Origin of the sequence: Acetobacter okinawensis JCM 25146 (assembly GCF_000613865.1) — a bacterium.
Taxonomy (GTDB): domain Bacteria; phylum Pseudomonadota; class Alphaproteobacteria; order Acetobacterales; family Acetobacteraceae; genus Acetobacter; species Acetobacter okinawensis.
Window position 1 is genome coordinate 132,709 of sequence record NZ_BAJU01000002.1, and the last position, 21,230, is coordinate 153,938.

Consider the following 21,230-nt stretch of genomic DNA (forward strand, 5'->3'; position numbering starts at 1 on the left):
TAGTACCAAAAGCATTGTCATGGAAAGGGTATAAGATCGTGTTCAGAGACGATTTTACATACCTTAAATGTGAGTTAGAGTTATAAATATATGCATAAACTAAATGATAATTTTAAAAACAGAAGCTTCTTTTTTGTTTTTATGTCATATATATTGTTTTCGCTCCCCATATTTTTGGCCAATGTATATTATATGGATGATAATGCCCGTGCGTTATATGGGTACACTTGGAGCCGAAGCGGACGTATATTTTCGACTTTCATCATGAATGCCCTTGATTTGCGTCTGAATAATATTATTGACTGCGCACCGTTGGGACAGATTCTTGGTTTGGCAGTTCTGGCGTGTTCCGCTGTCTTTTTTACACAGAGAGTAACGCGCCAATCTTCGCCAGATTGGGTTTCTTTAAGCATATGCGGTGTGCCTCTGGCTGCACAGCCCTTTTTTCTTGAAAATCTGTCTTACAGGTTTGATGCTTTACCCATGCTTATGGCTCAGGCCTGTGCAGTCTTTGCGTGTGCTTTGCCATTAGACTGGTCAATACGCCGGAAACTGGGAGTATGTATTGCTCTTGTTTTTAGCATTATGGCTTTTTATCAACCGAGCTTGAATACATTTTTAGGGCTCTCTCTCATTGTTTTCCTTGCAGACTGCCAGCATGAAAATTGTGCCAGAGCATGGCGTTCTTTAGGGATAAAAGTTGCATCGCTTGTTGTAGCTGGGCTTTTTTATAAAGCAGTCATAGTGCGCTATTTTGTGCATGGTGATTTTGAAAGCAGTCATGCTGTGGCTGTGAGTCTGCGTGATGTATCTTTGATACAGTTTAAAAATAATGCGGCAGAAGTCTTGGGGTTGTTGAATGCCCTGTTATCAGGTGGGGCAAAACCAATTTTTCTTGCTCTGTATGCCGTATCAACACTGGTGACGTTTTTCTTGGGTTTTCAGATTTTAAAGGAAAAATCAAAGGAAAATATTGTCTCAGGTTTGTTTATTTTTGTAATACCTTTTGCAATTCTATTTCTTTTATCTGGAATTATGTTTTTATTGAAAAATCCCTATAGTGTTCCACGTACATTTGTGTCTTTTTCGACATGTGCTATTTTTGCTAGTCTTTTTTTTCTTGCAGCCATTTGCACAGAAGTTTCGATGGGTCGGGTTGTTACCGATACTGTATTTTTTTGTCATTTCTTTCAGTTATGGAAATGCTCTCAAAGAAAATGCCCATTTTCAAACATATCACATAGAACGTATTGCAGGAGTTCTGGAAGATGCTGGGTTTGAGGCTGGGGATGACTTGTTCCTTTACGGTGATGAGGTGCAATCCCCCATTGTGCATAACGCTATTGTCGCTATGCCTGTGCTTGGCAGGTTAATGCCCCGTCAGGGAATCCATGAAGACGATATTTTTGGATATTCGTTGTTGCGTGGGCGCGGCATAGAAGGGCGCGAACATACTGCACAGGAATGGGGCAACGCTCGTACGTGCCTTAAACCAGAATATCGCGTGCATGTATCATCTGATTTTGCAGTATTTCATATCAACCATACGTTCTGTGTGCAGGAACTTCGCCCTAAAGCGTAACAGCCGCTTTTGGAGGACGATGGTGAGTTGGGCTTGCCCTGATGTGTGGCAGGTCCGGGGGCAGGGCGTGGTTTTATCCGCGCCTGCTTGATCCTGTATTTAGGCCTGTGTTGCAGTATTTTATCAGGCACTCTGTAAGATAGATCTGTATCGGTTTTGTGTTCTGTCATCCCGTAATATACTGGTCTTCAAAAGTGGGTTCTCACTGTGCTTTGGAGGAGAAAATATTAGCTCCCAGGGTCTCAGCAATAAATTGTACGGCCAACTGGCCGCGTACACTGTTCCCCGCAGCATCAAGCTGGGATGAATAAACACCAATCGCCAGCTTACCGGGAACTACTGCCACAATACCTCCGCCAACACCGCTCTTGCCAGGCAAGCCAACCTTGAACAGCCATTCACCTGTTGTATTGTAAAGGCCTGCTGTAGCCATGACAGCCAGAACATGTGCGCTTGTTGTGGCGTCAACAACAGGGAGGTGTGTGCGCGGGTTTGTGCCGCCGTTAGCCAGTGTGGCTCCCATAGTGGCAAGGTCAAGGGCGTTGACATCGTAAGAACATTCACGGGTGTACAGGTCTACAGTTTCTACTGGGTCAGCATACAGAGCATCATAACTATGCAAGAGCACAGCAATGGCCTGATTGTGCTGATTACTGGCCATTTCTGACTGATAGACATCTTCATTCAGGTGCAGTGGGTGCCCGGCAAAGGCTGATGCAGTATCGAGCACGCTTTTCCATTTTGCGTCTAGCGTCTTGCCATCAACCAGGCTGGCGGTTGCAATAGCGCCAGCATTGACCAGTGGGTTACCTGCGGGGGGGCTGCCCCCTAGTTTGTCGTTATTCAGTTCAATTGCCAAAACGGAGTTGAAAGGCAGGCCAGTCGCGTTGACGCCAACTTTATGCAGGATGGTATCGCTTCCCTTTTTTTGAAGAACATCTGCCAGCGTAAAGATTTTGGAGACAGATTCTACCGGGAAATCATGGTCTGCATTGCCAACCTTGAAGATTTGACCATCAACAGTCACGACAGCAATGCCATAAAGAGCACTATCTGCTTTGGCTAGGTAGGGAATGTAGCTTGCATTTTGCCCATCCAGAACAGGTTTGAATTTTGTATAGGCTTGTTCGATTGTTTTTTGAATAATACTGGGCTGAACCTGAGGGACTTTCTCTCGCGCTGTGGCATTGTTACTGAAAGTTGTTAAAAAGGTACTGCTCAGAACCAAAAATGTGCAAAGTTGCAAAATTTTTTTTCTTGTTCATCATGTTTCTCACCTTTTCCAAGTATATATGTTCTCTAAAATATATGAATTATGAAAATAATAACAGTCTCAAAAAATAAAATTAGAAGGATGCTTTGTGGATGGTTAATATTTAATTGATTTTCTTGATGCGCATATTGTAAAAAAAATATACAAATTTCTAACAAAATATGAATAAAATTAAATAATAATAGCGTGATTCCCACTGAATTGTTCGAGATGTACTTCATAATATTTAATTTTTTACAATTTTTTGCATCGGATTAAGGGCAGGTACTCCTGCACTATAAGATAATATAAAATCGAGCAAAATATTTTTGTTATGACAAAAAGAAGACAAGATCGTGAATTGATAATCTTGTAAATCCGTTTTATTCAGAAAAAAACAGTCATAAGAAAAACAAAAACATGTCTGATATAACACAATACCGCATGCCACCGGACCCTAAAGGGCAATGCAAGGTTTATGTTCCACTGCGTGTGGCACATAAGCCTTAATTACGTCTTTTTATTCCAACCAGAAATCCGGTCACTCTATTTCAGTATTATCTGAGGTGGAGAGGAAGAGCTTTGGATAAAATCATGTCCAAATTCCTTTATCATGCCCATAAACTCGTTTTTTTACGTGCGATGTCCCTGCTGGGGCTGTCGTATATTGTTCTTGCGGTAGGAGGCGTTCTGATCGTGGGGACCTTCTCCCACGTCCTTGCGCAAGAGACAAAGCAGATCACGTCGGGCGAGTCAGCCCGACAAAACCAGACGTCTTCCGTTGTGCTATTGCCAAAACATAAGCGCCCGATTGCGGAGGAACGGCTTGAATCCCTGTTTAATACCGAAAGCATTTCCTACTTATTGAACCATAATGAGGATGCATTGCGGCGGGGGGATGTCAGTGCCGGTTATTATGTGGCCGAACAGGCATTTGGCAATCTGGTGCCCGCACTCAAACCGCTGCGTGAACGCCTGGCTAATCATGGATTCAGCTTTGAGTTGACTTATAAGGGGGAGGCCATGGGCAACATGAGTGGTGGTCTGTCAAAAGGCATGGATTATACACATGAAGTCCGTATTGCCATGCTGTTTGACTTAGGCAGGTTGACAAAATGGGAGCCGCTTAACGGCTGGTTTTTGCATGGTATTGTCATGAACCGGGAGGGACGTCAGGTTGGATGGGACCATGTGGGGGAGCGCAATGTTCTGTTGACCGAAGTCTGGAGTATTCATGGGCCTGCGGCAGCCCGTCTGGCTGATCTTTACGCAGAAAAGTCATTCCTGAATAACCGGATCAACATCAATCTTGGGCGTATTGCACTGACGCATACGTATTCGACCTCAGTGCTGCTCTGTACGTTTATGACCATGTGTTCGGCACCTATGGCCATCCGTGAGCCTGCGGGCTGGAGTGTTTACCCCAAAACCTCATGGGGGGGCACATTTCGCATACGGCCTACGCGTGACCTGATATTAAGAACAGGAGTGTATCGTATTGGCCCCAAGGCGGCTGATAATACCGGCTGGGCGTGGGGGAGTGAACCTTCCACCGGTATTCAAACACCGGTGGAACTGACGTGGGAACCCTTTTTTGGAGCGCGGAATTTACCGGGGCATTATAAAATTGGATATGGGCATGATACATCGCCCTATGCCGATATGATCGGGACCATTCCCCCTGCTTTTGCAGGAGTTGTGCACAAGCACAAGGAAAAAGCCAGAGACACGTTTTATATAGAGGCGGATCAGATGGTTTATCGCAGTCATGGCCAGCATCAGATGGCGGGTGGCTATGTGCTGGCTGGTTTTGTTCATAACACCCCAAGCAATTCAACATTTTCCAACGAGTTTTATGCAGGCGCTTCCCTTCTGGGCATTATTCCGGGACGACCGTTTGATCGGTTTGGCGTCATGTATTCCTATTACCAGTTAAGCCCCCGCACGACCTATGGCCAGCAGTTGCGGCAGATGGCAGGGATGTCTATGGGCGAGTATGTCAATGCCCCACAAACGCACTCCGCTATTCTGGAGGCTTATTACGGCATTCCCATTATGCCCGGTCTCGTGGTGACGCCGGAATTTGAATATATGATGCGACCGGGAGAAACATCGGTGATTCCGAATGCCGTTCTGGCCGGGCTTAAAGTGATTAGTGCCCTGTAGTGTTGGTTTGATCAGGGCTTTCTGCTGTTTGGGGGGGATGAGGTTAAGCCGGGTATGGAGGCAATCAGACGTTTTGTATAATCAGTCATCGGTTTTGAAAATATTTGCTCTGTTTTTCCATACTCGATCTGTTCCCCGTTTTTAAGAATCAGAACCTCATGCGAAAGGCGTTTGATGACAGAAAGATCGTGTGAGACAAAAATATAGGTTAATCCAAGATCTTTCTGGAGATTTTCCAAAAGAGTCAGAATTTCGGATTGGATGGAAACGTCAAGGGCGGAAACAACTTCGTCCAGAATCAGTATCTCTGGCTGGCAGAGCAGGGCTCGTGCCAGAGCCAGCCGCTGTGCCTGCCCACCCGACAGGGCAGACACCTTGCGCGCCAATAGTGTGGGGCTGAGGCGTACCTTCTGGAGCACGTCATCTATGAGTTTACGGCGCTGTGCGCGGTGATGCAGCCCGCTATTGATAAGGGGCTCCTCCAGTGCCTTGAGTGCACTGTAACGGGGATCAAAAGACACATGCGGATTCTGGTAAACAAACTGCACTTTGCGGCGCAGGTTGCGCAGAGCCTGCCCTTTAAGCCTGCTGGGGTTCTGGCCGAGTAGCTCTATTGTACCAGCCTGTGGGGTAATCAGGCCGAGCAGGCAGCGGAGAAGCGTGGTTTTGCCAGAACCAGATTCGCCCACAATACCTAGCGTTCTTCCTTTGGGAACAGTGAAGGTAATATTCTGCATGGCATGCCGGTAGCCAGAACGGGTGGTCTGGGCATAGCTGTACCCTAGACTGGCCACTTTAATCACGTCCTGAGGCGTGGGGGCGCCGGGGTCTGGCACACTGGCTGGCGTTTGGTGAAAAACAGGAAGATTGGCAATCAGGCGCTGTGTGTATGCTGTTTGGGGGGCAGAAAAAATCTGTCTGGTCGGTGCGGTTTCGCAAATAATGCCGTGGTTGAGAACACTCACACGGTCAGTCTGCTCACTGGCGAGTGCCAGATCATGGGTGATAAATAAAATGGCTGTACCCAATTCCCGCCGGAGTGTTGCCAGCAGTGCCATGATCTGCACCTGCACGGAAACATCCAGAGCGCTGGTCGGTTCATCAGCAACAATCAGGGCTGGGCGCTGGGCAATGGCGGCTGCAATAAGTACGCGCTGGCGCATACCGCCAGATAACTCATGCGGGTACTGCCCAAGCCGTTGTGCCGGGCGGGAGATACCCATCTGGTCCAGCAGGGCGATCGCTTCTGCCCGCGTGTTAGAGCGCTTGAGGAAACTCGACTTGTGTGGGCGCAGTGCTTCCGCCAATTGCGCACCGATCGTGCGCACCGGTCCAGTGAATGAGCGGGGTCTTGGGGAATCAGGGCGACTTTTTTGCCACGAATCTGCCGCCATGCCCGCTCGGACAAATGGGTTACGTTGTGCGCGCCAATATGGATGCTACCGTGCTGCACGCTGGCATTGGGCGGCAGAATACCCAGCACAGCCCGCCCCAGAGTGGATTTACCAGAGCCTGATTCCCCCACAAGGGCCAGCATTTCTCCCGCATGCAGGTCGAGTGAGACATGGTTGAGAGCCTGATGGGTGCTGCCATGGCGGGTGTAACTGATGTCCAGATCATGGATACTCAGGCATGTCTGGGTCATGGCGTACTCCTGATGGCATGGGAGACAAGGCTTGCAGTCCAAGCTGAAAAAATAATGGCAAGACCGGGAAACGTGGTGATCCACCATGCGGTGGAAAGGTAATCTCGTCCTTCTGTAATCATCAGCCCCATTCGGGCGTGGGTGGTGGTGGGCCATACCCCAGGAAGCAGATGGTCGAGATTGCCAGAATAGCTGTGCCAAGCCTGAGGGATGCCAAAGCTAGCGCGGGTGCAAGGCTGTTTGGCAATACGTGCCGTAGAACCACCTGGCTGAACGTCCCGCCGATCCCGATGGCGGCCTCCATGTATTCTGTCGCCTGTACGCGTGCAACTTCAGTATGAATCATGCGCACAAAGCCGGCGGTCTGGCTGATACCAACTGCGAGTGCAACATGAATGGCACCCGGACCTATGAGGGTGATGATACTGAGGGAGAGAAAAATTTCGGGTATGGACAATACAATATCAGCACAGGCCCGTATGGCCCGTTCTACACGTGGACTGCCCAAACCTGCCAACAACCCGGCAGGAATAGCCAATAGCAGGCTTACGCCGACCGCGAGCACAGCGGAGGAAAGAGTGGAAAAACTGCCGTAAACAACACGTGCAAACACATCCCGACCGAACTGGTCGGTACCGAACCAGTGATGGAATGAAGGAGCAGTCAGATATTCCACTGGCAGGCCAGTCAGAGGGCTTTGGGGGCTGAACAGCGCAGGCCAGAAAGCCGCCAGTGCCAGCACAGTAATCGGTAGCGCCACAGCCAGCCGTGTGGGCGTAATGTGGTGCGGCATCTAGTATTTCCTTTGCCGGGCGTTGCGGCCTATGCGGGGGTCAAGCAGAGGTTGTATAATTTCACTTGCAAAGCCGATGGATACAAAGCCGCTTACGGAAATCAGAATAATGGCTTGCAGGACCGCAACATCCTGGCTGGCGACGGCCTGCTGTGCCAGTTGCCCCAGCCCATCCAGCCCGAACACGGTTTCGGTCACAACGGCCCCGGCCAGAATTTCACCAAACACAAGCCCGCTGACTGTCAGTGTCGGGGGCAGGGCGTTGGGGAGGATATGGGCGTAAAGAATCCTGAAGGGGGAAACACCGCGTGCGCGTAGCACATCGATAAAGGGCAGTGCTTCCACCGATGTGCCGCAGCCATAAACACCTGAGCCAGCGGCGCAGAAATGGGAATGGCCAGTGCAAGGCCGGGCAGCAGGACAGCACTCCACCCGGATAGCCCGACAACGGGTATCAGCTTCCAGTGGAAGGAAACCAGTTGTATGGCAACAATTTCAAGCCAGAAAACGGGGATGCCGCTGGTAATGCCGGGAATAGCGCCAATTGCTGCGGCCAGATACCGCCCAACCGGGTTGCCGGAAAGCAGGATGGCCAGAGCGCAGCATATGGCGGCAAGGGCAAGAGCCCCCGTAAAGCTGACAATGGCCAGCCGGAGTGTGGTTGGGTACGCAGCATGGAGCATCTGCCCTACAGGCAGGCCTGTTTCAATAGAATAACCCAGATTGCCATGCAGGGTGCGGCCAAGCACGTGCGCATATTGTGTTATTGCAGATTCGTCCGCCCCATAGGTTGCGCGCATATCTGCGATCTGCTGTGGGCTCAGGCCCAGTTCGGGGTCCTGAAACTTTACCAGAACCGCATCTCCAGGCATGACCTGAAGCAGGACAAAGGAGAGCGTAAAAGCACCCCACAGGACAAAAATCGCATGTAAAAACCGGGTAAACAGGTAGCGGATCATGGAAATTTGCATCCTGTCAGGGCTGGTCGAGCGATGCGCGGTAGAACACGGGCCGCCCTACGGCTTCAAAGTGCATGTCATGGACATGGGCGCTACCAGCGTAGACCTGTGGTTCTTCAAAAATGGGTATGCTGTAGGCATTGGTGAGGATGGCGTTTTGTACATCTGCGACAAGGTCCAGCCGCCGTTTTGGGTCGGTCTCGGAGGCAATGGCAAGTAGCAGACGGTTGCACTCGGGGTCGGTAAAGTGCCGGACATGCTGGCTCTGCCCACCTTTTTGCAGCAGAACATTACGGTTTGTCGGGTAATAGGCACTTTTGAGCACGTCAGGGTCGGCGCGTCCGACTTCGGCCTGATACAGCGGGGTGGTTTGTGGGTCCAGATCATCCAGCACGACCATGGCCGGGCTGCCAGTCAGAATATCAAGCCTGACACCTACTTTGCGCCATTGTTGCGCAAGAAGGACAAGCATGCTGCGGCTTTGCGGGTGTGGTGCAGAAACATGAATGCCAAGAGAGAGTATCTGGCCATTCCTGTAACGCCAGCCATCTGGGTGCTGTAGCCAGCCTGCCTCGTCCAGCAGGTGTTTGGCCTGTTCTGGGTCGTAGCCAAGTTCGGCACTGTGATCCTGAAAACCCTGTGTGTCGGAGGCCAGAATGGAGCGTGCCAACGGGTAGCGGGGGGAAAAGAGCGTGCGCAGGATTTCTTCCCTGTCAGTTGCGCGTAACAGGGCCAGACGCACGCGCCGGTCTGCAACCTTGTCGTTGTCGGGGCGGAAAACCACACTGTCGTTCACGCCGCGTGTGGAAGGGGCGTAAAGCCTGTTACCACTGCGCGTGATCTGCCCTTCATCATAGGCTTCCACTTCCCGGATAAAGTCCGCCTGCCCGCTTAGAAAAGCACCAATGCGAATACTGTCTTCTGGTACAACAAGAATACGGATTGCATCCAGCCTTGCGGGGCCCTGTGGGGCCAGTTCGGGTGGGCCCCATGCGTAATCGGGGCGGGCACGTAATGTTATGGATTTTCCGGGCACGTCACCCTGCACAACAAATGGCCCGGAACCGATAATATTGCGGCCATCCCCCCACTGTTCCAGTGGTTTGTGCAAAAGACGGGTGGAGACAAGCCCCGAACCGATAACGGATGTGCCTTGGAGGAAGCCGGGCGAGGGTTTGTTGAAGTAGAAACGCACCGTATGCGAGTCCAGCACCTCGCTATGGTCATAATTGTTGATGACCTCGGAAGGGGGGAGATGCAGGGCTTTGTTGCCCTTGCCGTATGTATCAAAATTAAGGGCCACGGCTGCGGCATCGACAGGTGTACCGTCGGAGAATGTTACGTCGGGACGTAACGTAAAAGTATACACGGTATTATCGGCATTGATCTGCCATGACGTGGCAATCCATGGCTCCATGCACAGTGTTTGCGTGTTCTGCCATGTCAGCCGGTCGGTAATCTGGGCGAGAATGCCACCATTGGGATAAAACCCCCCTGCTGGGGGTAGAGTGACTTGTGGGCCTGTTTTTCAAGGTACAGAAGGGTTCTGCTCTGCTGCACGGGGGCAGCAGACAGTGGGGGGGTATATCCCCCCACATTCCCCACAAACAGGGCCGACACGGCCAGTGTCGCGCAAAAGGAGCGGCGCAAAAGTGGCATGCAATCCATCGTTTTAAAAGGTGTAGCCCATGCGGGCGTAGTAATAGCCGCCTTCATAACCACCGGGTGCAGTCATGGGGTAAGCAAAAACACCGCTGCTTTCCTGTAACGCTTTGTGGTTCGTGTGGGTGGGATATTTATTGAACAGGTTGTTCGCACCCAGTGTGGCGGTAAAGCCATGCCCAAGCTGGGCCGAGACTTCCAGATTGGTGATAACCTGTGGGCGCACATGCGTCCAGTAGCTGCTTGGATCACTCTGATAAACCAGCCAGGCAACACCTGCATAGCGCTGTTCCTGCACAAACACGTTAAAGCGGCCTTTGCTCCAGTTCAGGGAGAAGGACTCCTTGTTCTTGGGGGAGGAACGGAGCAGTTCCGTTTCCGCCGCCTTGGAAAAATAGCTCTGCCCAAGGGAAGTCAAAATGGCAGGTGTGTCTGCATAATGTGTCAGTTCCGTATCGGCTGCGTTAATCTGTGCGGAACCTACCAGCTCCCCATAAGCGGGTTTGATGGGGAATTTATAAGTGGCTTTGGCGGTAAAGCCGTTGGTGCTCGTATTGCCGATGTTGGTCATGTAGCTGGCATAGGTAATGTTGCTGCCAACGCCTTGCGCGGCCAGATACGCTGCCATGGTAGAACCGGTAAAAGCGCTTGTGCTTTCAATACGGTCATTAATATCTATGCGGTAAGCATCCAGCGTTAACTGTAGGCTTGGTATGGGTTTGTAATCGATTCCGATGCTGTAGCTGCGTGAGTATTCGCCTTTGGGTGCATGTGCCCCCAGCAGACGTGCAACTTCGCTGGTTTCGGACAGGTTGACGGTCGTATATCCCGGACCAGAGGATGTGGCATCGTAATGGATTGCCCCCAGAGTGGGAGGGCGATACCCTGTGTTGACATTGGCATGTACTGCAAATGTTTTTGTAAAGTTATAGCGTGTGCCAATGGAACCGGTGGGCGCGGTAACCGTATCGGAATAGTTTACGACGTGGCCGCCCAGCGTCCACTCCCATTTGGGAGTGACAAAAAAATCAAGCCCGACATGCCCGTCAAAAATGTCCCGCGACCAGTTACCCGCATTGCTGGGCTGAAAACCATTATACCAGTGGAGCCCGGGGAGTTCAGGCCATTGTAATACGGTCCCTGCGCCCAGGATTGATAATCCCCCGCGCCGATCTGGTAGGTATTGTGCCGGTATTCCAGCCCCCATTCCAGAGCCGCAGGTTTTGATAGCGTCGGAACAGTAAAGTTTTTGGAGAACTTGATGCCGCCAATCAACTCGGTGCTGATGATCTTGCCCATTTTGAAGCGTGTCTGGCTTTCCGGGCCAAAGGTTGGGTTGTTGTCGTCATACGCTTCCTGATTCACCTGTTCACGACCAAAAGAAGCATAGGTGTTCCATGCGACACCCCCACCTAATGTGCCACGCAGGCCACCATTGACCTGAAAATCCATTTCATCAAAGGTTTCAATCGGTTCAAACCCGTTAGGGTGCAGGGACTGTACGTTGTTGATGTTGTTTGCACCACGCACAAACCCCACACGGTCCGTGAGTCGGTGCGCGAGTGTTGCCGTAAGATATGACCGGATGGAACGTGTAACGGGCATATGTCCGTTAAAGGAAAAAAGCTCAGACAGCGTACGGCTGACGCCTTCAATCCGGTTTACATCGCCCAAGGACGGATTGATGCCATCCCGGTGGGTGGGGAGTTGGTTCTGGACTTGCCACGCCAGATCCATGCCGCCCCCTTTGGTACCAATGGTGCGCGAGATATCGCCATAGCCGGTAATGCCCTGTCCGTCGCCTTTATAGTACCCGCTGTTTTGTAAATTTGCGGTGCCGCCGTTGCGGGTGCCGCTCTTGAGCACAATGTTAATGGCCCCGCCAATTGCATCCTGCCCGTACAGGGCCGTAGCGCCTTCGGTTACGATTTCAACATGGTCAATAGCGCTGAGCGGGATCAGGCTCAGGTCGCAGGCTCAGTCCCCTGTGCGGGGCCGTAGTTCCAGTTGCCCAGTGCACTGGAGTGGCGGCGCACGCCATTGACCAGCACCAGAGTTTCGTCCGCGTTAAGGTTGCGTAGGATGACGGTCTGGGTTGGGGTTGTTGAATATCCCCCCCCACCGCCGCCGGGTGGGGCATTGATCTCGGGCGATGCCTGTTGCAACGCGTTGATGATGTTTGTCTGCCCGGTTTTGAGCAGTTCCGCCCCAGTGATGACAGTCACGCGTGTTGTACTATGCCGGGGCGTGGATGTGCGAAAAGCGGGGGGAATATCGGTTGTGTCTTTGGTGACCGTCAATTCTTCCACAGCTGCTGCGGAAACAGCAGTCGTCCGCGCATGTGCCGTGATGGAAAAAGCAGATGACGGGAAGATGATTGCAAGAGACAGCCCTGCTTTAATGCGGCTTTTGCGTTTTAAGTTTGCCATTTTTTCCACTGACTATAATCAAAAAATCTGTTTTTTCGGCCTTGGGGTCATGCTCGGGCGGACAACATATGCACAACGTGTTCATGTGGATATCCTAATTTAACTATAAAAAATAGGATGAATATAATTGCACATTATCGTCAAGTTTAAAAAAAATTATATTTATAAAATCCGTTTTTTGTTGTTTTTACGACTCAGTGCGGTTTTAATCCGATATGCCCCGACGCACCTTATGGTCCGGGGGATATGTTCTTTTTGGAATTCAGTAAAAAATACGTCTATTGGAATATTTGGAATGAAATTTATGGAAAAATCATAAAATATAAAATTGAATATTCTCTTTGTATGGAAATTTTTAATTATTCAGGGTGTTATTGAGCATGAGCGTAAAATCCATAGGGTTTTTTACACGGCTTTTGGATGATGTGCCGGCGGGTGAGCGGTATGCTCTGGCTGTTGAGCAGATTGAGAAAGCCGAATCTCTGGGGTTTAATACGGCGTGGGTTGCCCAGCATCATTTCCACGGTGATGAAGGTGGCCTGCCAGCACTTTTTCCCTTCTTGTCTTATGTGGCGGCGCGCACAAAGCGGATTCGTCTGGGCACAGGCGTTGTGACCCTGACCATGGAAGACCCCATTCGTGTGGCTGAAGATGCGGTTGTGACGGATATTCTGTCGGGCGGTCGGCTGGAAGTCGGGTTTGGTTCCGGCGGTACACCGCGTTCATACGAGGCTTTTGGTCACCAGTTCGCCCAACGACATGCCTTGATGGACCGTAACCTTGGGGTCGTCAAAGCTGCATGGAAGGGGGAGAGCCTGCCAGGCCGTAACCATTTATGGCCAGATGGGCAGGGGCTGGAGCAGCGGAGCTGGCAGGCGACTTTTTCAGCTGTCGGGGCGCAAAAGGCAGGGGAGGCCGGCGACGGGCTCATGCTCTCCCGCACTCAGCCGCGCCCTCAGGGACAGGGGAATGCCAGCCTTGCAGATATACAGTTGCCTCTGGTGCAAACGTATCTTGAGAGTCTGCCTGTTGGGGCTGCACCACGGATTATGGCATCACGCAGTGTTTTTGTAGCAGATGACCGCGCTCAGGCGCTGGATTTTGCCCGTAACGGTCTGGTGCGGCAGGTGGAAAAATTCCGTGCCAGCGGTCACACAATTGACGACAGCAGCATAGACAGCCTCCTGCGCACATTTGATGTGCATCTGGGCACGCCAGAGGAGGTTGTGCGCTCTTTGGCTGCGGACCGCACCCTGGAGCATGCGACCGAAGTGAGCATTCAGGTACATTCTGTTGACCCGCCACATCCTTTTATTCTGCGTTCTCTGGAACTGTTTGCAACACAGGTCGTACCCGCTTTGGGGTGGGGTAAGCCTAACGGTGGCTGATGTGCCCGAAAAGGTGTAAAAATATGGTTCACAATTCTGCGGTAACACAAACCATTATTGAACAGCTTGCCGGGATAGAGCCTGATAGTCCGGTTGCAAAAAATTACCAGCGCAGAGCAATCGCGCGGGAACAGGCCGAACTGAGCTACCAGCTTTTGCTACACCCGCAAGCGCCAGGGTCTGTCAGTCTGGAGGAGCGGCGTGTTATTGCCGCGTTTGTGGCGGGACTTTATGAGGAGCCTGCAACACGGCGTCATTATGTTGGGCTTTTGCAGGATGTTGCTCCTGCTTTTGTTCACAGTCTTGAACAGATTTTGCAACAGGCCAGCACGCATGGTCCTTGGGGCGCGTATCCGCAAGGGCCGTTGAGTGTGGAAGATGTGGGCGGCACACCGTGCACAGCACCCCCGAGCAGGTAGGTGTTTTTGGTCCACGACTGGCGGCAGCACTGGAGCATGCGCATCTGCTGGTCACGCACCCGCGCGATGCCAACCCGGCGGCTCTTGGCCGCCTTGCGGCTGCGGGATGGGATGAAGACGGCCTTGTTGTTCTGTCTCAGCTTATTGCATTTTTGAGCTTTCAGGTTCGTATTGTTTCGGGTTTTTCGGTTCTTGTAGCGGCGTCTTTTGCGCAGACAACAGAAAGTGCACATCATGCCTGACATTCTCTCCTACCCCGATGCCAAGCCGGTTAACACTTTTACGCTCAGCCAGCTTGATTGGCTGCCGTGGATTGCTCCGCTGGACCCACAGGACCTGACCCAGCAACATTATGACGGGCTGGTGGATCGTGCGCGGGCAAAGTCTGCTTATTTTCGCCTACTTGCGCGTGATCCAGATGTACTGGGGGCCAGAACACGGCTGGATAAGGATATTTTTTATTCAACTGGTGGCTTGCCAAGAGCCGAGCGGGAGTTGGCTGCTGCTGCGGTATCGCGCTTAAATGGCTGTATTTATTGCGCATCCGTCCATGCTAGATTCTCCGTGCAGTTTTCTAAAGATGATAAAGACGTCAATGCTCTTTTGGAGCATGGGACAAAGAGCATTACGGATGGGCGTAATGCCGAAATTGTACATGCTGCTGTGACATTGACAGAAAATGGCAACAAGTTTGGTAAAAAAGATATTGATCGGTTGCAGGCAGCTGGTTTTTCCCAAGAAGAAATTCTGGACCTGATTCAGGCCGCAGCATTTTTTAACTGGGCAAACCGTCTGATGCTCTCTTTGGGGGAGGCAGCACCAGAATAGCGTATATGGTCGACCATGGCGTTTTATTCACTTCCATATCGGCCCAGTGAATAAACGCCTGTAATGATTTTTGAATTATAAATGTATTGATAAAGAAATTTTATAATTTCTGACGCATTTTCTGGCGGAGATCGTTGCAGCGTTTTGTATAATGCGCTGCTTTTGAAGCTGTTAGAAAATTGACAAAAAATGCAGCAGCAAGAGAGAAAAAAGAGAGCAGGGTTAAAATCTCTCCGATGATGCGAATGGGATCATCATAATGCAGGCCGGAATACCATAACAGGCTGATGCTCAGAATAGCGCCTATAAAACCGAAGACACCTGTGGTTTTGATCATGGAATCTTCCACCGTTTCAAATTCGGATGTATTGCGCCACAGATCAAAAAGCTGGCGGTCTATTTCTCCCACCATGCCTGCATGGGCTTCTTTGTCTTCCGTGGTGATTTTGTGCGGGTTTGCACGGTAGATTTCAAGCTCCTGCCGTGCCTTGGTAAAAACACGCCTGCGTTCCTTGATCGCAGGGATACTGATATCGACAAAACTGAGAATAGCCACATTCAGGCCAGCGGAAAGCTGGATAATTGCTTGAAAATCTCCCCAAGAAATACTCATGACTTTCCTGTTTCTGGTAAAGGCTAAAAATTATCCTAGACCGTAACAATAAAGAGGAGGAAGGGGCCGCCAGCATGTCTGCCATTCTCCAGAGTGTTCGGTCATCAATGTCATGACTGCCATGTTTTTTGACTATTTTGTGCGTGTCTAGGTGGTTCCTCATGGAGTGGTCCATGCACGCAGGGAACTTGGTCTTCGGGTTTTGTTGATATTACGGTATATGGAAGAGCCTTGCTGTATTTTATCAGAGTCAGGCTTTAGGTATATCCTCCATGTTTCGTTGTATTGTCCTTGTTCCTTCCTATAATTCGGGAGCATTACTGCACAGGACCGTGCTGGCTGTTCTGGCGGTTTGGGCAGATGTTGTTGTGGTGATTGATGGCAGCACGGACGGGAGCGGGCAAGCGGTAGAGAAAATGCTCGCCACGCATGCAGGGCTGCACGTGCTCCACCTGCCCCGGAATGGAGGCAAGGGGGAGGCTGTGCTGCATGGTGCGGAATGGGCATTGCAGCATGGATACACCCATGTGCTGACCATGGATGCCGATGGCCAGCACCCCGTTGCCGCCGTGCACGATTTTGTGGCGGCGGCCCGTTGTGCGCCACAGGCCATGGTGTTGGGTGTGCCCATGTTTGGGCCGGATGCTCCGGCTTTGCGTGTCTGGGGGCGTAAGCTGTCCAACATACTGGTGCAGGTGGAAACACAGGGGGCGGTCAGGGACTGCCTGTTCGGCTTCAGGGTTTATCCTGTACAGCAGATGGTGGCGGTGCTGAGGGAGTCGCGCTTTATGCGTGGGTTTGACTTTGACCCCGAAGTGGCCGTGCGCATGGTCTGGCGCGGCGTGCCAGTGCTTAATAAACCCGCCTCAGTGCAATATTTTGATGCCGCACAGGGAGGGATTTCGCACTTCCATTATGTGCGGGACAATGTGCGCCTGTTTTTTATGCATCTGAGGTTGTTGTTCGGTTGGCTGCGGCGCGTGCGCTGCAAAATGCGGTAACAGTTGTTCTGAGTGAGGCGTGTTTAAAATTGCGTATGACAATGCGCCTGACGCCTGCCTCAAGCAGCATGAGTGTTAGGGCCGCAGCAAAGGTGCCCCCACTTTGTGGCCAGCGCCATGTTCCTTGCGGCCCTAGCCAGAACAGGAGTGCCGGGGTCAGCAGGGCTGCAGCAAAAAACAGGGTCCAGAAAATGGTCAACGCATGTGTGTACAGGGCTACATCCGCACGTAATGGGCCATGCACCCTGCTGGCGGCCACAGCTATCAGAGGCTGGCGTGACGGCAGGAGAGAATGTGCAAAAACAAACAGCATGATTCCCATGGAGAGCGCATACAAGGCGCAGTGATCGACCACCAGAGCCTGTGGCGGCCAGTAGAGTGCAACCGGCACCACAAGGGCGGTCATAAGGGCAAAGGCTCCCGCATGCCGGGTCAGCAGGGCGGCTGCGATGCACTGCAACAGGAGTGAAAAGGCACAGGCCAGCGTTGCAGCAGAAGTGTGCCCTACCAGAATGGAACAGGAGAGAAGTGCAGCCGCGACTCCCCGGCGTACAGAGGGGTACCTTTGCAGCCAGGTCGGCTTTGCGATCATGGATGTATGTGTTAGCTGAACCATCTGACCCGCATTAAATATGAGACATGCTGTGAATACGACCAGTTCGACAACATCACAAACGCCTTTTGAGCATGAAGTTGCTGAACGTCTTGTCGCAGCACTCCAGCTGGAAGTGACAGCGGAGGAGATTGCGCCGGAAGCTCCCCTGTTTGGTGAAGGGCTGGGGCTGGACTCCATTGATGCGCTGGAGATTGCTCTGCTTGTTGGGCGGGATTATGGCGTTACCCTGCGCTCGGATGCTCCGGATAACCGGCAGATATTCAGTTCCCTGCGCGCCTTGTGCCAGTATGTTCAGGCTCACCGCGCAGCAAGATGAGTTTTATGCCAGATGGCGTATGGGGTCATGACTGGCCTGATCTTTCTCTTGTCCATGCGCCAGATCGCCTCCTGCTGCTGAGCGGGGACGCCGCTATTGGCGGGCGTGACTTTTTGTGGGCGGCCCATCAGCTTGCAGCCTTGCTGCCAGATGCGCCTGTTGTGCCTGTCTGCTCATGCGTAGGCCATTTTACCCTGCTGTTTGCCGCCACATTGCTGCGTGGCCAGCATGTTCTGCTGTGCAGTGAGCGCACACCTGCGCGCCTGACCCCGGACGCATCGCGCATGACGCGCCTGCCTGTGCCGGGCTCCGCCAGCTTGCGTATGCCAACTGCGGCTGCGGGGCTGGCGCTGCTCCAGCAGATTGCCAGCGCTCAGACAGGGGAGGTGCATCTGGCCAGCCAGCCCGGTTCGCTTCGGGTTATGGTGCAGCCATGTTAGGGCGTGCGGAGATTATGGCGCGTATTCCGCATCAGGGGGCAAGTTGCCTGATCGAAACGTGCTCATCATGGTCCACGGAGGTTCTGCGCGCGCACACCATGGCGCATTTGTGTGCGGACAATCCCTACCGCTATGGCGGGCGGCTGGATGTTCTGGTCGGGGCGGAAATGGCCATGCAGGCCGCAGCGCTCCATGGCGCCCTGACCGGGAGCCAGACATGCCATAAAGGCGGTTATCTGGCTGCCTTGCGGGACTTGCTGAGCCAGTGCGACAGGCTGGACTGCCCGGAATACGGTCAGTTGCAGATTGACGTGACGCGCGAGCAGATGGACAGCGCTGGCATGGTTTACGGTTTTACCATCCATTCCGAGCCGGGGGGCCTGCTGCTACAGGGGCGGGGAACAGTCATGTTTGGTCTGATCCCTCCCGCAACGGATGCAGCGGTATGAGGCGCGCTCTGGTGACTGGGGGAAGCAGCCCCATTGGTCAGGCCATCTGCCTGCGGCTGGCCGCAGAGAACCTGCATGTTCTGGTGCACACCCACAAGTCCGTTGGCAGGGCGCAAGACCTTGTTGCGCAGATCAAGGCCGGTGGTGGCTCGGCGGAGGTCTGGTGCTGTGATCTGGCTAACGGAAGCGCCACAGGGCAGGCGCTAGAGCCTGTGCTGATGGCAGGGGTGCCGCAGGTAATCGTGCACAATGCTGGCACGCATGATGATGTGACCATGGCGGGCATGAGTACTGCACAGTGGCGTGATGTTCTGTCCGTCTCGCTGGATGGTTTTTTCAATGTTGTGCAGCCATTGCTGCTGCCTTTGACCCGCACCCGCTGGGGGCGGATTATTGCGCTCTCCTCCATAACCGCACGGATGGGGAACAGGGGACAGGTGAATTACGCTGCTGCCAAGGCCGGGCTGGAGGGGGCTGTGCGTTCTCTTGCGCGGGAGGTTGGCAGCAGGGGGATTACGGTCAATGCCGTAGCGCCGGGCGTTATTGCCTCCCCCGCAACTGCTGCAGTGATGACGGAGGCAGACATTGCCGCCATGGTTCCAGCACGCCGGGCAGGCCAGCCGCAGGAAGTGGCTGATCTGGTTGGTTTTCTGGCATCGGAGCGCGCGGCGTATATTTCCGGGCAGATTATCGGGGTCAATGGAGGAATGGCGTGAACGGTTCGGATACAGCGTCCCACGTGTGTGATGTACTGGTTATTGGCGGCGGTCCTGCGGGTAGTACAGCGGCAACATTGCTAGCCCGGCAGGGTGTGTCTGTCATCCTTTTGGAAAAAGACCCGCATCGGCGCTTCCATATTGGTGAATCCCTGCTGCCTTGTAACTTGCCTTTGCTGCGGGACCTGGGTGTGCTGGATAAGGTGCGCGAGATCGGGGTCTTCAAACCCGGTGCAGAATTTGTCTCTGACCGGGGGGAGGGGCGACTGGCGTTTCCGTTCCGATATGCCATCAGCCCGAAGGACACTCACGCCTATCAGGTCAGGCGTTCCGAGTTTGATGAAATTCTGTTCCGTAACGCCCAGTCGCATGGGGTAAAAACCTTTGAAGGGTTACGCGTAACGAGGCATGTTTTGCCCCCCGTAAGCCCACGCAGGTGACGGCGCAGGACGAGGCCGGGCAGACATATGCCTTTACCCCCCGCTTTGTGCTGGATGCATCCGGGCGGGATGGGTTTCTGGCCCGCCGCCATCACACCCGGCATGCGGATAAAAACAATTCCACGGCGGCTATTTTTGCCCATTTCCACAATGTGCAGCGGCGTGAGGCCGATATGGAAGGCTATATTTCCATCCATCTTGTAGAAGACGGGTGGTTCTGGATGATTCCCCTGCGGGACAATATTATGAGCGTAGGTTTTGTCGGGGATAAAAACGCGTTCAGCACGCACACCGGCCTCAAAACGGACCTGTTCTGGAAAAAGGTGGCGCAAAGCCCCAGTGTTGCGCAACGTCTGGCACCGGCTGAACTTCTGGGTGAGCTGACAACTACGGGCAATTACTCCTATTGCGCCAACACGAGCTGGGGTGAAGGGTATTATATGATCGGGGATGCATTTGCGTTCCTTGACCCTGTTTTTTCCTCCGGTGTACTATTGGCCATGAAGAGTGCCTACCGCGGCGCCAGAGTAGCGCAGGCATGGCTGCGGAGTCAGGCGGAGGGGCGTAAGGTCGCCCGACATGAAGAGTGCTGCACCCGTGCGGAAATGCGCCGGGTAGCATGGCTGATTTATGGGATTAACGATCCGGTTCTGCGCACACTGTTCCTTAACCCGCGCAATATCCTGCGGATGCGTGATGCCATTATTTCCCTTCTGGCAGGGGATTTTGTTGGGCGTTGGCGCGTGCAGGCTCCTCTTGCTGCGTTCCGGGCGGTGCTGGGGGCCATGCGCTGGAAGTGGGCGCGGCAGCGGAGAGCAGGGTAAGCCCTTTGTCAACCAGGCTTTTTTGCACCTCTAGCCATATGTAGTACGCGTTATAAAAATTTATGAAATCAGAAGGTTCTTTTTTAAGCCATTCTGAAAGTGGTCGGCGTTCATGTGCAATGCGTGTGTAAAGTGTGCTGTACCACAGCAGATTTGCATGCAGGTCATGGTAGCGTGGTTGGTCAAGATAGTGCTGGAAGGTCTGGTTATAATGACCAAGGAGCGGGTCATCGTAAAAAATAAGCGATAATCTGGTATTATACACAGCATTGGGGGTTTGTACCGTGTTGGAGTCCAGAATAACGCCGGGCTCACCCGGTAGCCACCCATCGTGGAGCAGGGTATGGCGGGTCAGGGGGTCATGGTAGAGGGCATGTAGGTCACCCGGATCATGCCGTCTGGTACGATCGAGCAGGTTGAGAACTTCATTTTTGGGCACAGGGAAGGTCAGCGCGGCCTTGAGAATAAACTGATGAACCGGTAAGTCCCGCCAGAAATCTGCTGCCGCGAGCGCGTTGTGGATAAGGTGGTTGCAGTTATCCTGTAAAACATTGGTCTCAAATGTTCCGGGACCATGTTGGTACAAAGCGTTGCGTGTGTTCAGGAAGTCTACAATCTGTGTCATCTGGGTGGCTGTTACAGGCAGACGTGCGCAATAGCGTGCGCGCCCGTAACTGACTGCATAATCCGTG

The 21,230-nt window shown here is 52.6% G+C and carries 28 protein-coding genes and 1 pseudogene; 15 read left to right on the forward strand and 14 right to left on the reverse strand.

The window, feature by feature from the left end; all coding sequences use genetic code 11:
• Nucleotides 1–90: 90 nt before the first annotated feature.
• Together JCM25146_RS02035 and JCM25146_RS02040 are read left to right on the forward strand one after the other, a co-directional pair.
• Nucleotides 91–1,281 (forward strand): glucosyltransferase domain-containing protein, encoded by a 1,191-nt coding sequence (locus JCM25146_RS02035; RefSeq protein WP_025825514.1) that lies wholly within the window; start codon nt 91–93, stop codon nt 1,279–1,281.
• A gap of 13 nt (nt 1,282–1,294) precedes the next feature.
• Nucleotides 1,295–1,582, forward strand: coding sequence for a hypothetical protein (locus tag JCM25146_RS02040; RefSeq protein WP_025825516.1), 288 nt, complete (start codon nt 1,295–1,297; stop codon nt 1,580–1,582).
• Between the two features lie 202 nt (nt 1,583–1,784).
• Here JCM25146_RS02040 and glsA read toward each other — a convergent pair whose 3' ends face one another.
• Complete coding sequence (glsA, locus tag JCM25146_RS02045; RefSeq protein ID WP_199897670.1) at nt 1,785–2,828, reverse strand: glutaminase A; 1,044 nt, start codon at nt 2,826–2,828, stop codon at nt 1,785–1,787.
• 600 nt (nt 2,829–3,428) lie between these two features.
• On the opposite strand from glsA, the gene JCM25146_RS02055 reads away from it, so the two are divergent.
• Nucleotides 3,429–5,000: a carbohydrate porin gene (locus tag JCM25146_RS02055; RefSeq protein WP_025825520.1), complete on the forward strand. Its 1,572-nt coding sequence runs from the start codon at nt 3,429–3,431 to the stop codon at nt 4,998–5,000.
• Between the two features lie 11 nt (nt 5,001–5,011).
• Here the strand turns inward: JCM25146_RS02055 and JCM25146_RS24750 are convergent, their stop codons facing one another.
• The 11 genes and pseudogenes from JCM25146_RS24750 to JCM25146_RS23225 form a co-directional block, all read right to left on the reverse strand.
• Entirely contained in the window at nt 5,012–5,737 is a 726-nt protein-coding gene (locus JCM25146_RS24750; protein WP_369347389.1) for an ABC transporter ATP-binding protein, read from the reverse strand.
• Between the two features lie 150 nt (nt 5,738–5,887).
• Nucleotides 5,888–6,229: pseudogene (locus JCM25146_RS24755) on the reverse strand (ATP-binding cassette domain-containing protein); the annotation flags it as partial.
• A complete protein-coding gene (locus tag JCM25146_RS21860; protein WP_369347386.1) occupies nt 6,112–6,801 on the reverse strand; it encodes an ATP-binding cassette domain-containing protein in 690 nt (229 codons plus the stop codon). The gene JCM25146_RS21860 and the pseudogene JCM25146_RS24755, both read right to left, overlap by 118 nt.
• The gene (locus JCM25146_RS16530; protein ID WP_051543902.1) at nt 6,767–7,438 is read right to left on the reverse strand and encodes an ABC transporter permease; all 672 of its coding nucleotides are present in this window, start codon (nt 7,436–7,438) and stop codon (nt 6,767–6,769) included. The genes JCM25146_RS21860 and JCM25146_RS16530 overlap by 35 nt, the downstream gene beginning before the upstream one ends.
• Complete coding sequence (locus JCM25146_RS23205; protein ID WP_369347387.1) at nt 7,439–7,783, reverse strand: ABC transporter permease subunit; 345 nt, start codon at nt 7,781–7,783, stop codon at nt 7,439–7,441.
• Nucleotides 7,681–8,397 carry an ABC transporter permease family protein gene (locus tag JCM25146_RS16535; RefSeq protein ID WP_242400849.1) on the reverse strand — a complete coding sequence of 239 codons (717 nt, stop codon included), beginning with the start codon at nt 8,395–8,397 and terminating at the stop codon, nt 7,681–7,683. Before JCM25146_RS16535 ends, JCM25146_RS23205 begins: the two co-directional genes overlap by 103 nt.
• Nucleotides 8,398–8,413: 16 nt before the next feature.
• Nucleotides 8,414–9,868 carry a TIGR04028 family ABC transporter substrate-binding protein gene (locus JCM25146_RS16540; RefSeq protein ID WP_369347390.1) on the reverse strand — a complete coding sequence of 485 codons (1,455 nt, stop codon included), beginning with the start codon at nt 9,866–9,868 and terminating at the stop codon, nt 8,414–8,416.
• Nucleotides 9,841–10,056 (reverse strand): hypothetical protein, encoded by a 216-nt coding sequence (locus JCM25146_RS23210; RefSeq protein ID WP_242400850.1) that lies wholly within the window; start codon nt 10,054–10,056, stop codon nt 9,841–9,843. Before JCM25146_RS23210 ends, JCM25146_RS16540 begins: the two co-directional genes overlap by 28 nt.
• A gap of 13 nt (nt 10,057–10,069) precedes the next feature.
• On the reverse strand, nt 10,070–11,113 hold the full coding sequence (locus tag JCM25146_RS23215) for a TonB-dependent receptor domain-containing protein (RefSeq protein WP_242400866.1): 1,044 nt from the start codon (nt 11,111–11,113) through the stop codon (nt 10,070–10,072).
• Nucleotides 11,038–11,925 (reverse strand): hypothetical protein, encoded by an 888-nt coding sequence (locus tag JCM25146_RS23220; protein ID WP_025825524.1) that lies wholly within the window; start codon nt 11,923–11,925, stop codon nt 11,038–11,040. Before JCM25146_RS23220 ends, JCM25146_RS23215 begins: the two co-directional genes overlap by 76 nt.
• 98 nt (nt 11,926–12,023) lie before the next feature.
• Complete coding sequence (locus tag JCM25146_RS23225; protein ID WP_277909529.1) at nt 12,024–12,359, reverse strand: Plug domain-containing protein; 336 nt, start codon at nt 12,357–12,359, stop codon at nt 12,024–12,026.
• Between JCM25146_RS23225 and JCM25146_RS23230 the strand changes: the two genes are divergently transcribed.
• The 5 genes from JCM25146_RS23230 (at nt 12,349) to JCM25146_RS02105 (ending at nt 15,123) form a co-directional block, all read left to right on the forward strand.
• Nucleotides 12,349–12,591, forward strand: coding sequence for a hypothetical protein (locus JCM25146_RS23230; RefSeq protein WP_242400867.1), 243 nt, complete (start codon nt 12,349–12,351; stop codon nt 12,589–12,591). The genes JCM25146_RS23225 and JCM25146_RS23230 overlap by 11 nt on opposite strands.
• 277 nt (nt 12,592–12,868) lie before the next feature.
• The gene (locus tag JCM25146_RS02095; RefSeq protein ID WP_025825528.1) at nt 12,869–13,876 is read left to right on the forward strand and encodes a putative FMN-dependent luciferase-like monooxygenase; all 1,008 of its coding nucleotides are present in this window, start codon (nt 12,869–12,871) and stop codon (nt 13,874–13,876) included.
• A 23-nt stretch (nt 13,877–13,899) separates the two neighbouring features.
• Nucleotides 13,900–14,295 carry a hypothetical protein gene (locus JCM25146_RS20515; protein ID WP_051543903.1) on the forward strand — a complete coding sequence of 132 codons (396 nt, stop codon included), beginning with the start codon at nt 13,900–13,902 and terminating at the stop codon, nt 14,293–14,295.
• Nucleotides 14,271–14,537: a carboxymuconolactone decarboxylase family protein gene (locus JCM25146_RS20520; protein WP_051543906.1), complete on the forward strand. Its 267-nt coding sequence runs from the start codon at nt 14,271–14,273 to the stop codon at nt 14,535–14,537. Before JCM25146_RS20515 ends, JCM25146_RS20520 begins: the two co-directional genes overlap by 25 nt.
• The gene (locus JCM25146_RS02105; protein ID WP_025825530.1) at nt 14,530–15,123 is read left to right on the forward strand and encodes an alkylhydroperoxidase domain protein; all 594 of its coding nucleotides are present in this window, start codon (nt 14,530–14,532) and stop codon (nt 15,121–15,123) included. Before JCM25146_RS20520 ends, JCM25146_RS02105 begins: the two co-directional genes overlap by 8 nt.
• Before the next feature lie 100 nt (nt 15,124–15,223).
• Here the strand turns inward: JCM25146_RS02105 and JCM25146_RS02110 are convergent, their stop codons facing one another.
• Nucleotides 15,224–15,736 carry a hypothetical protein gene (locus JCM25146_RS02110; protein ID WP_025825532.1) on the reverse strand — a complete coding sequence of 171 codons (513 nt, stop codon included), beginning with the start codon at nt 15,734–15,736 and terminating at the stop codon, nt 15,224–15,226.
• Nucleotides 15,737–16,008: 272 nt separating this feature from the next.
• Here JCM25146_RS02110 and JCM25146_RS02115 point away from each other — a divergent pair, with 272 nt between their 5' ends.
• Entirely contained in the window at nt 16,009–16,737 is a 729-nt protein-coding gene (locus JCM25146_RS02115; RefSeq protein ID WP_025825534.1) for a glycosyltransferase family 2 protein, read from the forward strand.
• Here JCM25146_RS02115 and JCM25146_RS20525 read toward each other — a convergent pair.
• Nucleotides 16,679–17,353 carry a COG4648 family protein gene (locus JCM25146_RS20525; RefSeq protein WP_025825535.1) on the reverse strand — a complete coding sequence of 225 codons (675 nt, stop codon included), beginning with the start codon at nt 17,351–17,353 and terminating at the stop codon, nt 16,679–16,681. The genes JCM25146_RS02115 and JCM25146_RS20525 overlap by 59 nt on opposite strands.
• Nucleotides 17,354–17,369: 16 nt before the next feature.
• Here JCM25146_RS20525 and JCM25146_RS02125 point away from each other — a divergent pair, with 16 nt between their 5' ends.
• Genes JCM25146_RS02125 through JCM25146_RS16560 form a run of 6 tightly spaced genes read left to right on the forward strand, consistent with a single transcriptional unit; the run spans nt 17,370 to nt 20,538 of the window.
• Entirely contained in the window at nt 17,370–17,669 is a 300-nt protein-coding gene (locus JCM25146_RS02125; protein WP_051543907.1) for a phosphopantetheine-binding protein, read from the forward strand.
• 5 nt (nt 17,670–17,674) lie between these two features.
• Nucleotides 17,675–18,109, forward strand: a complete 435-nt coding sequence (locus tag JCM25146_RS02130) for a hypothetical protein (RefSeq protein WP_148298935.1) — start codon at nt 17,675–17,677, stop codon at nt 18,107–18,109.
• A complete protein-coding gene (locus JCM25146_RS02135) occupies nt 18,103–18,558 on the forward strand; it encodes a hypothetical protein (protein ID WP_025825540.1) in 456 nt (151 codons plus the stop codon). The genes JCM25146_RS02130 and JCM25146_RS02135 overlap by 7 nt, the downstream gene beginning before the upstream one ends.
• On the forward strand, nt 18,555–19,274 hold the full coding sequence (gene fabG, locus JCM25146_RS02140) for a 3-oxoacyl-ACP reductase FabG (protein ID WP_025825541.1): 720 nt from the start codon (nt 18,555–18,557) through the stop codon (nt 19,272–19,274). Before JCM25146_RS02135 ends, fabG begins: the two co-directional genes overlap by 4 nt.
• Nucleotides 19,271–19,714: an NAD(P)/FAD-dependent oxidoreductase gene (locus tag JCM25146_RS23235; RefSeq protein WP_242400851.1), complete on the forward strand. Its 444-nt coding sequence runs from the start codon at nt 19,271–19,273 to the stop codon at nt 19,712–19,714. Before fabG ends, JCM25146_RS23235 begins: the two co-directional genes overlap by 4 nt.
• On the forward strand, nt 19,711–20,538 hold the full coding sequence (locus tag JCM25146_RS16560; RefSeq protein ID WP_242400852.1) for a tryptophan 7-halogenase: 828 nt from the start codon (nt 19,711–19,713) through the stop codon (nt 20,536–20,538). The genes JCM25146_RS23235 and JCM25146_RS16560 overlap by 4 nt, the downstream gene beginning before the upstream one ends.
• Nucleotides 20,539–21,230 lie beyond the last annotated feature (692 nt).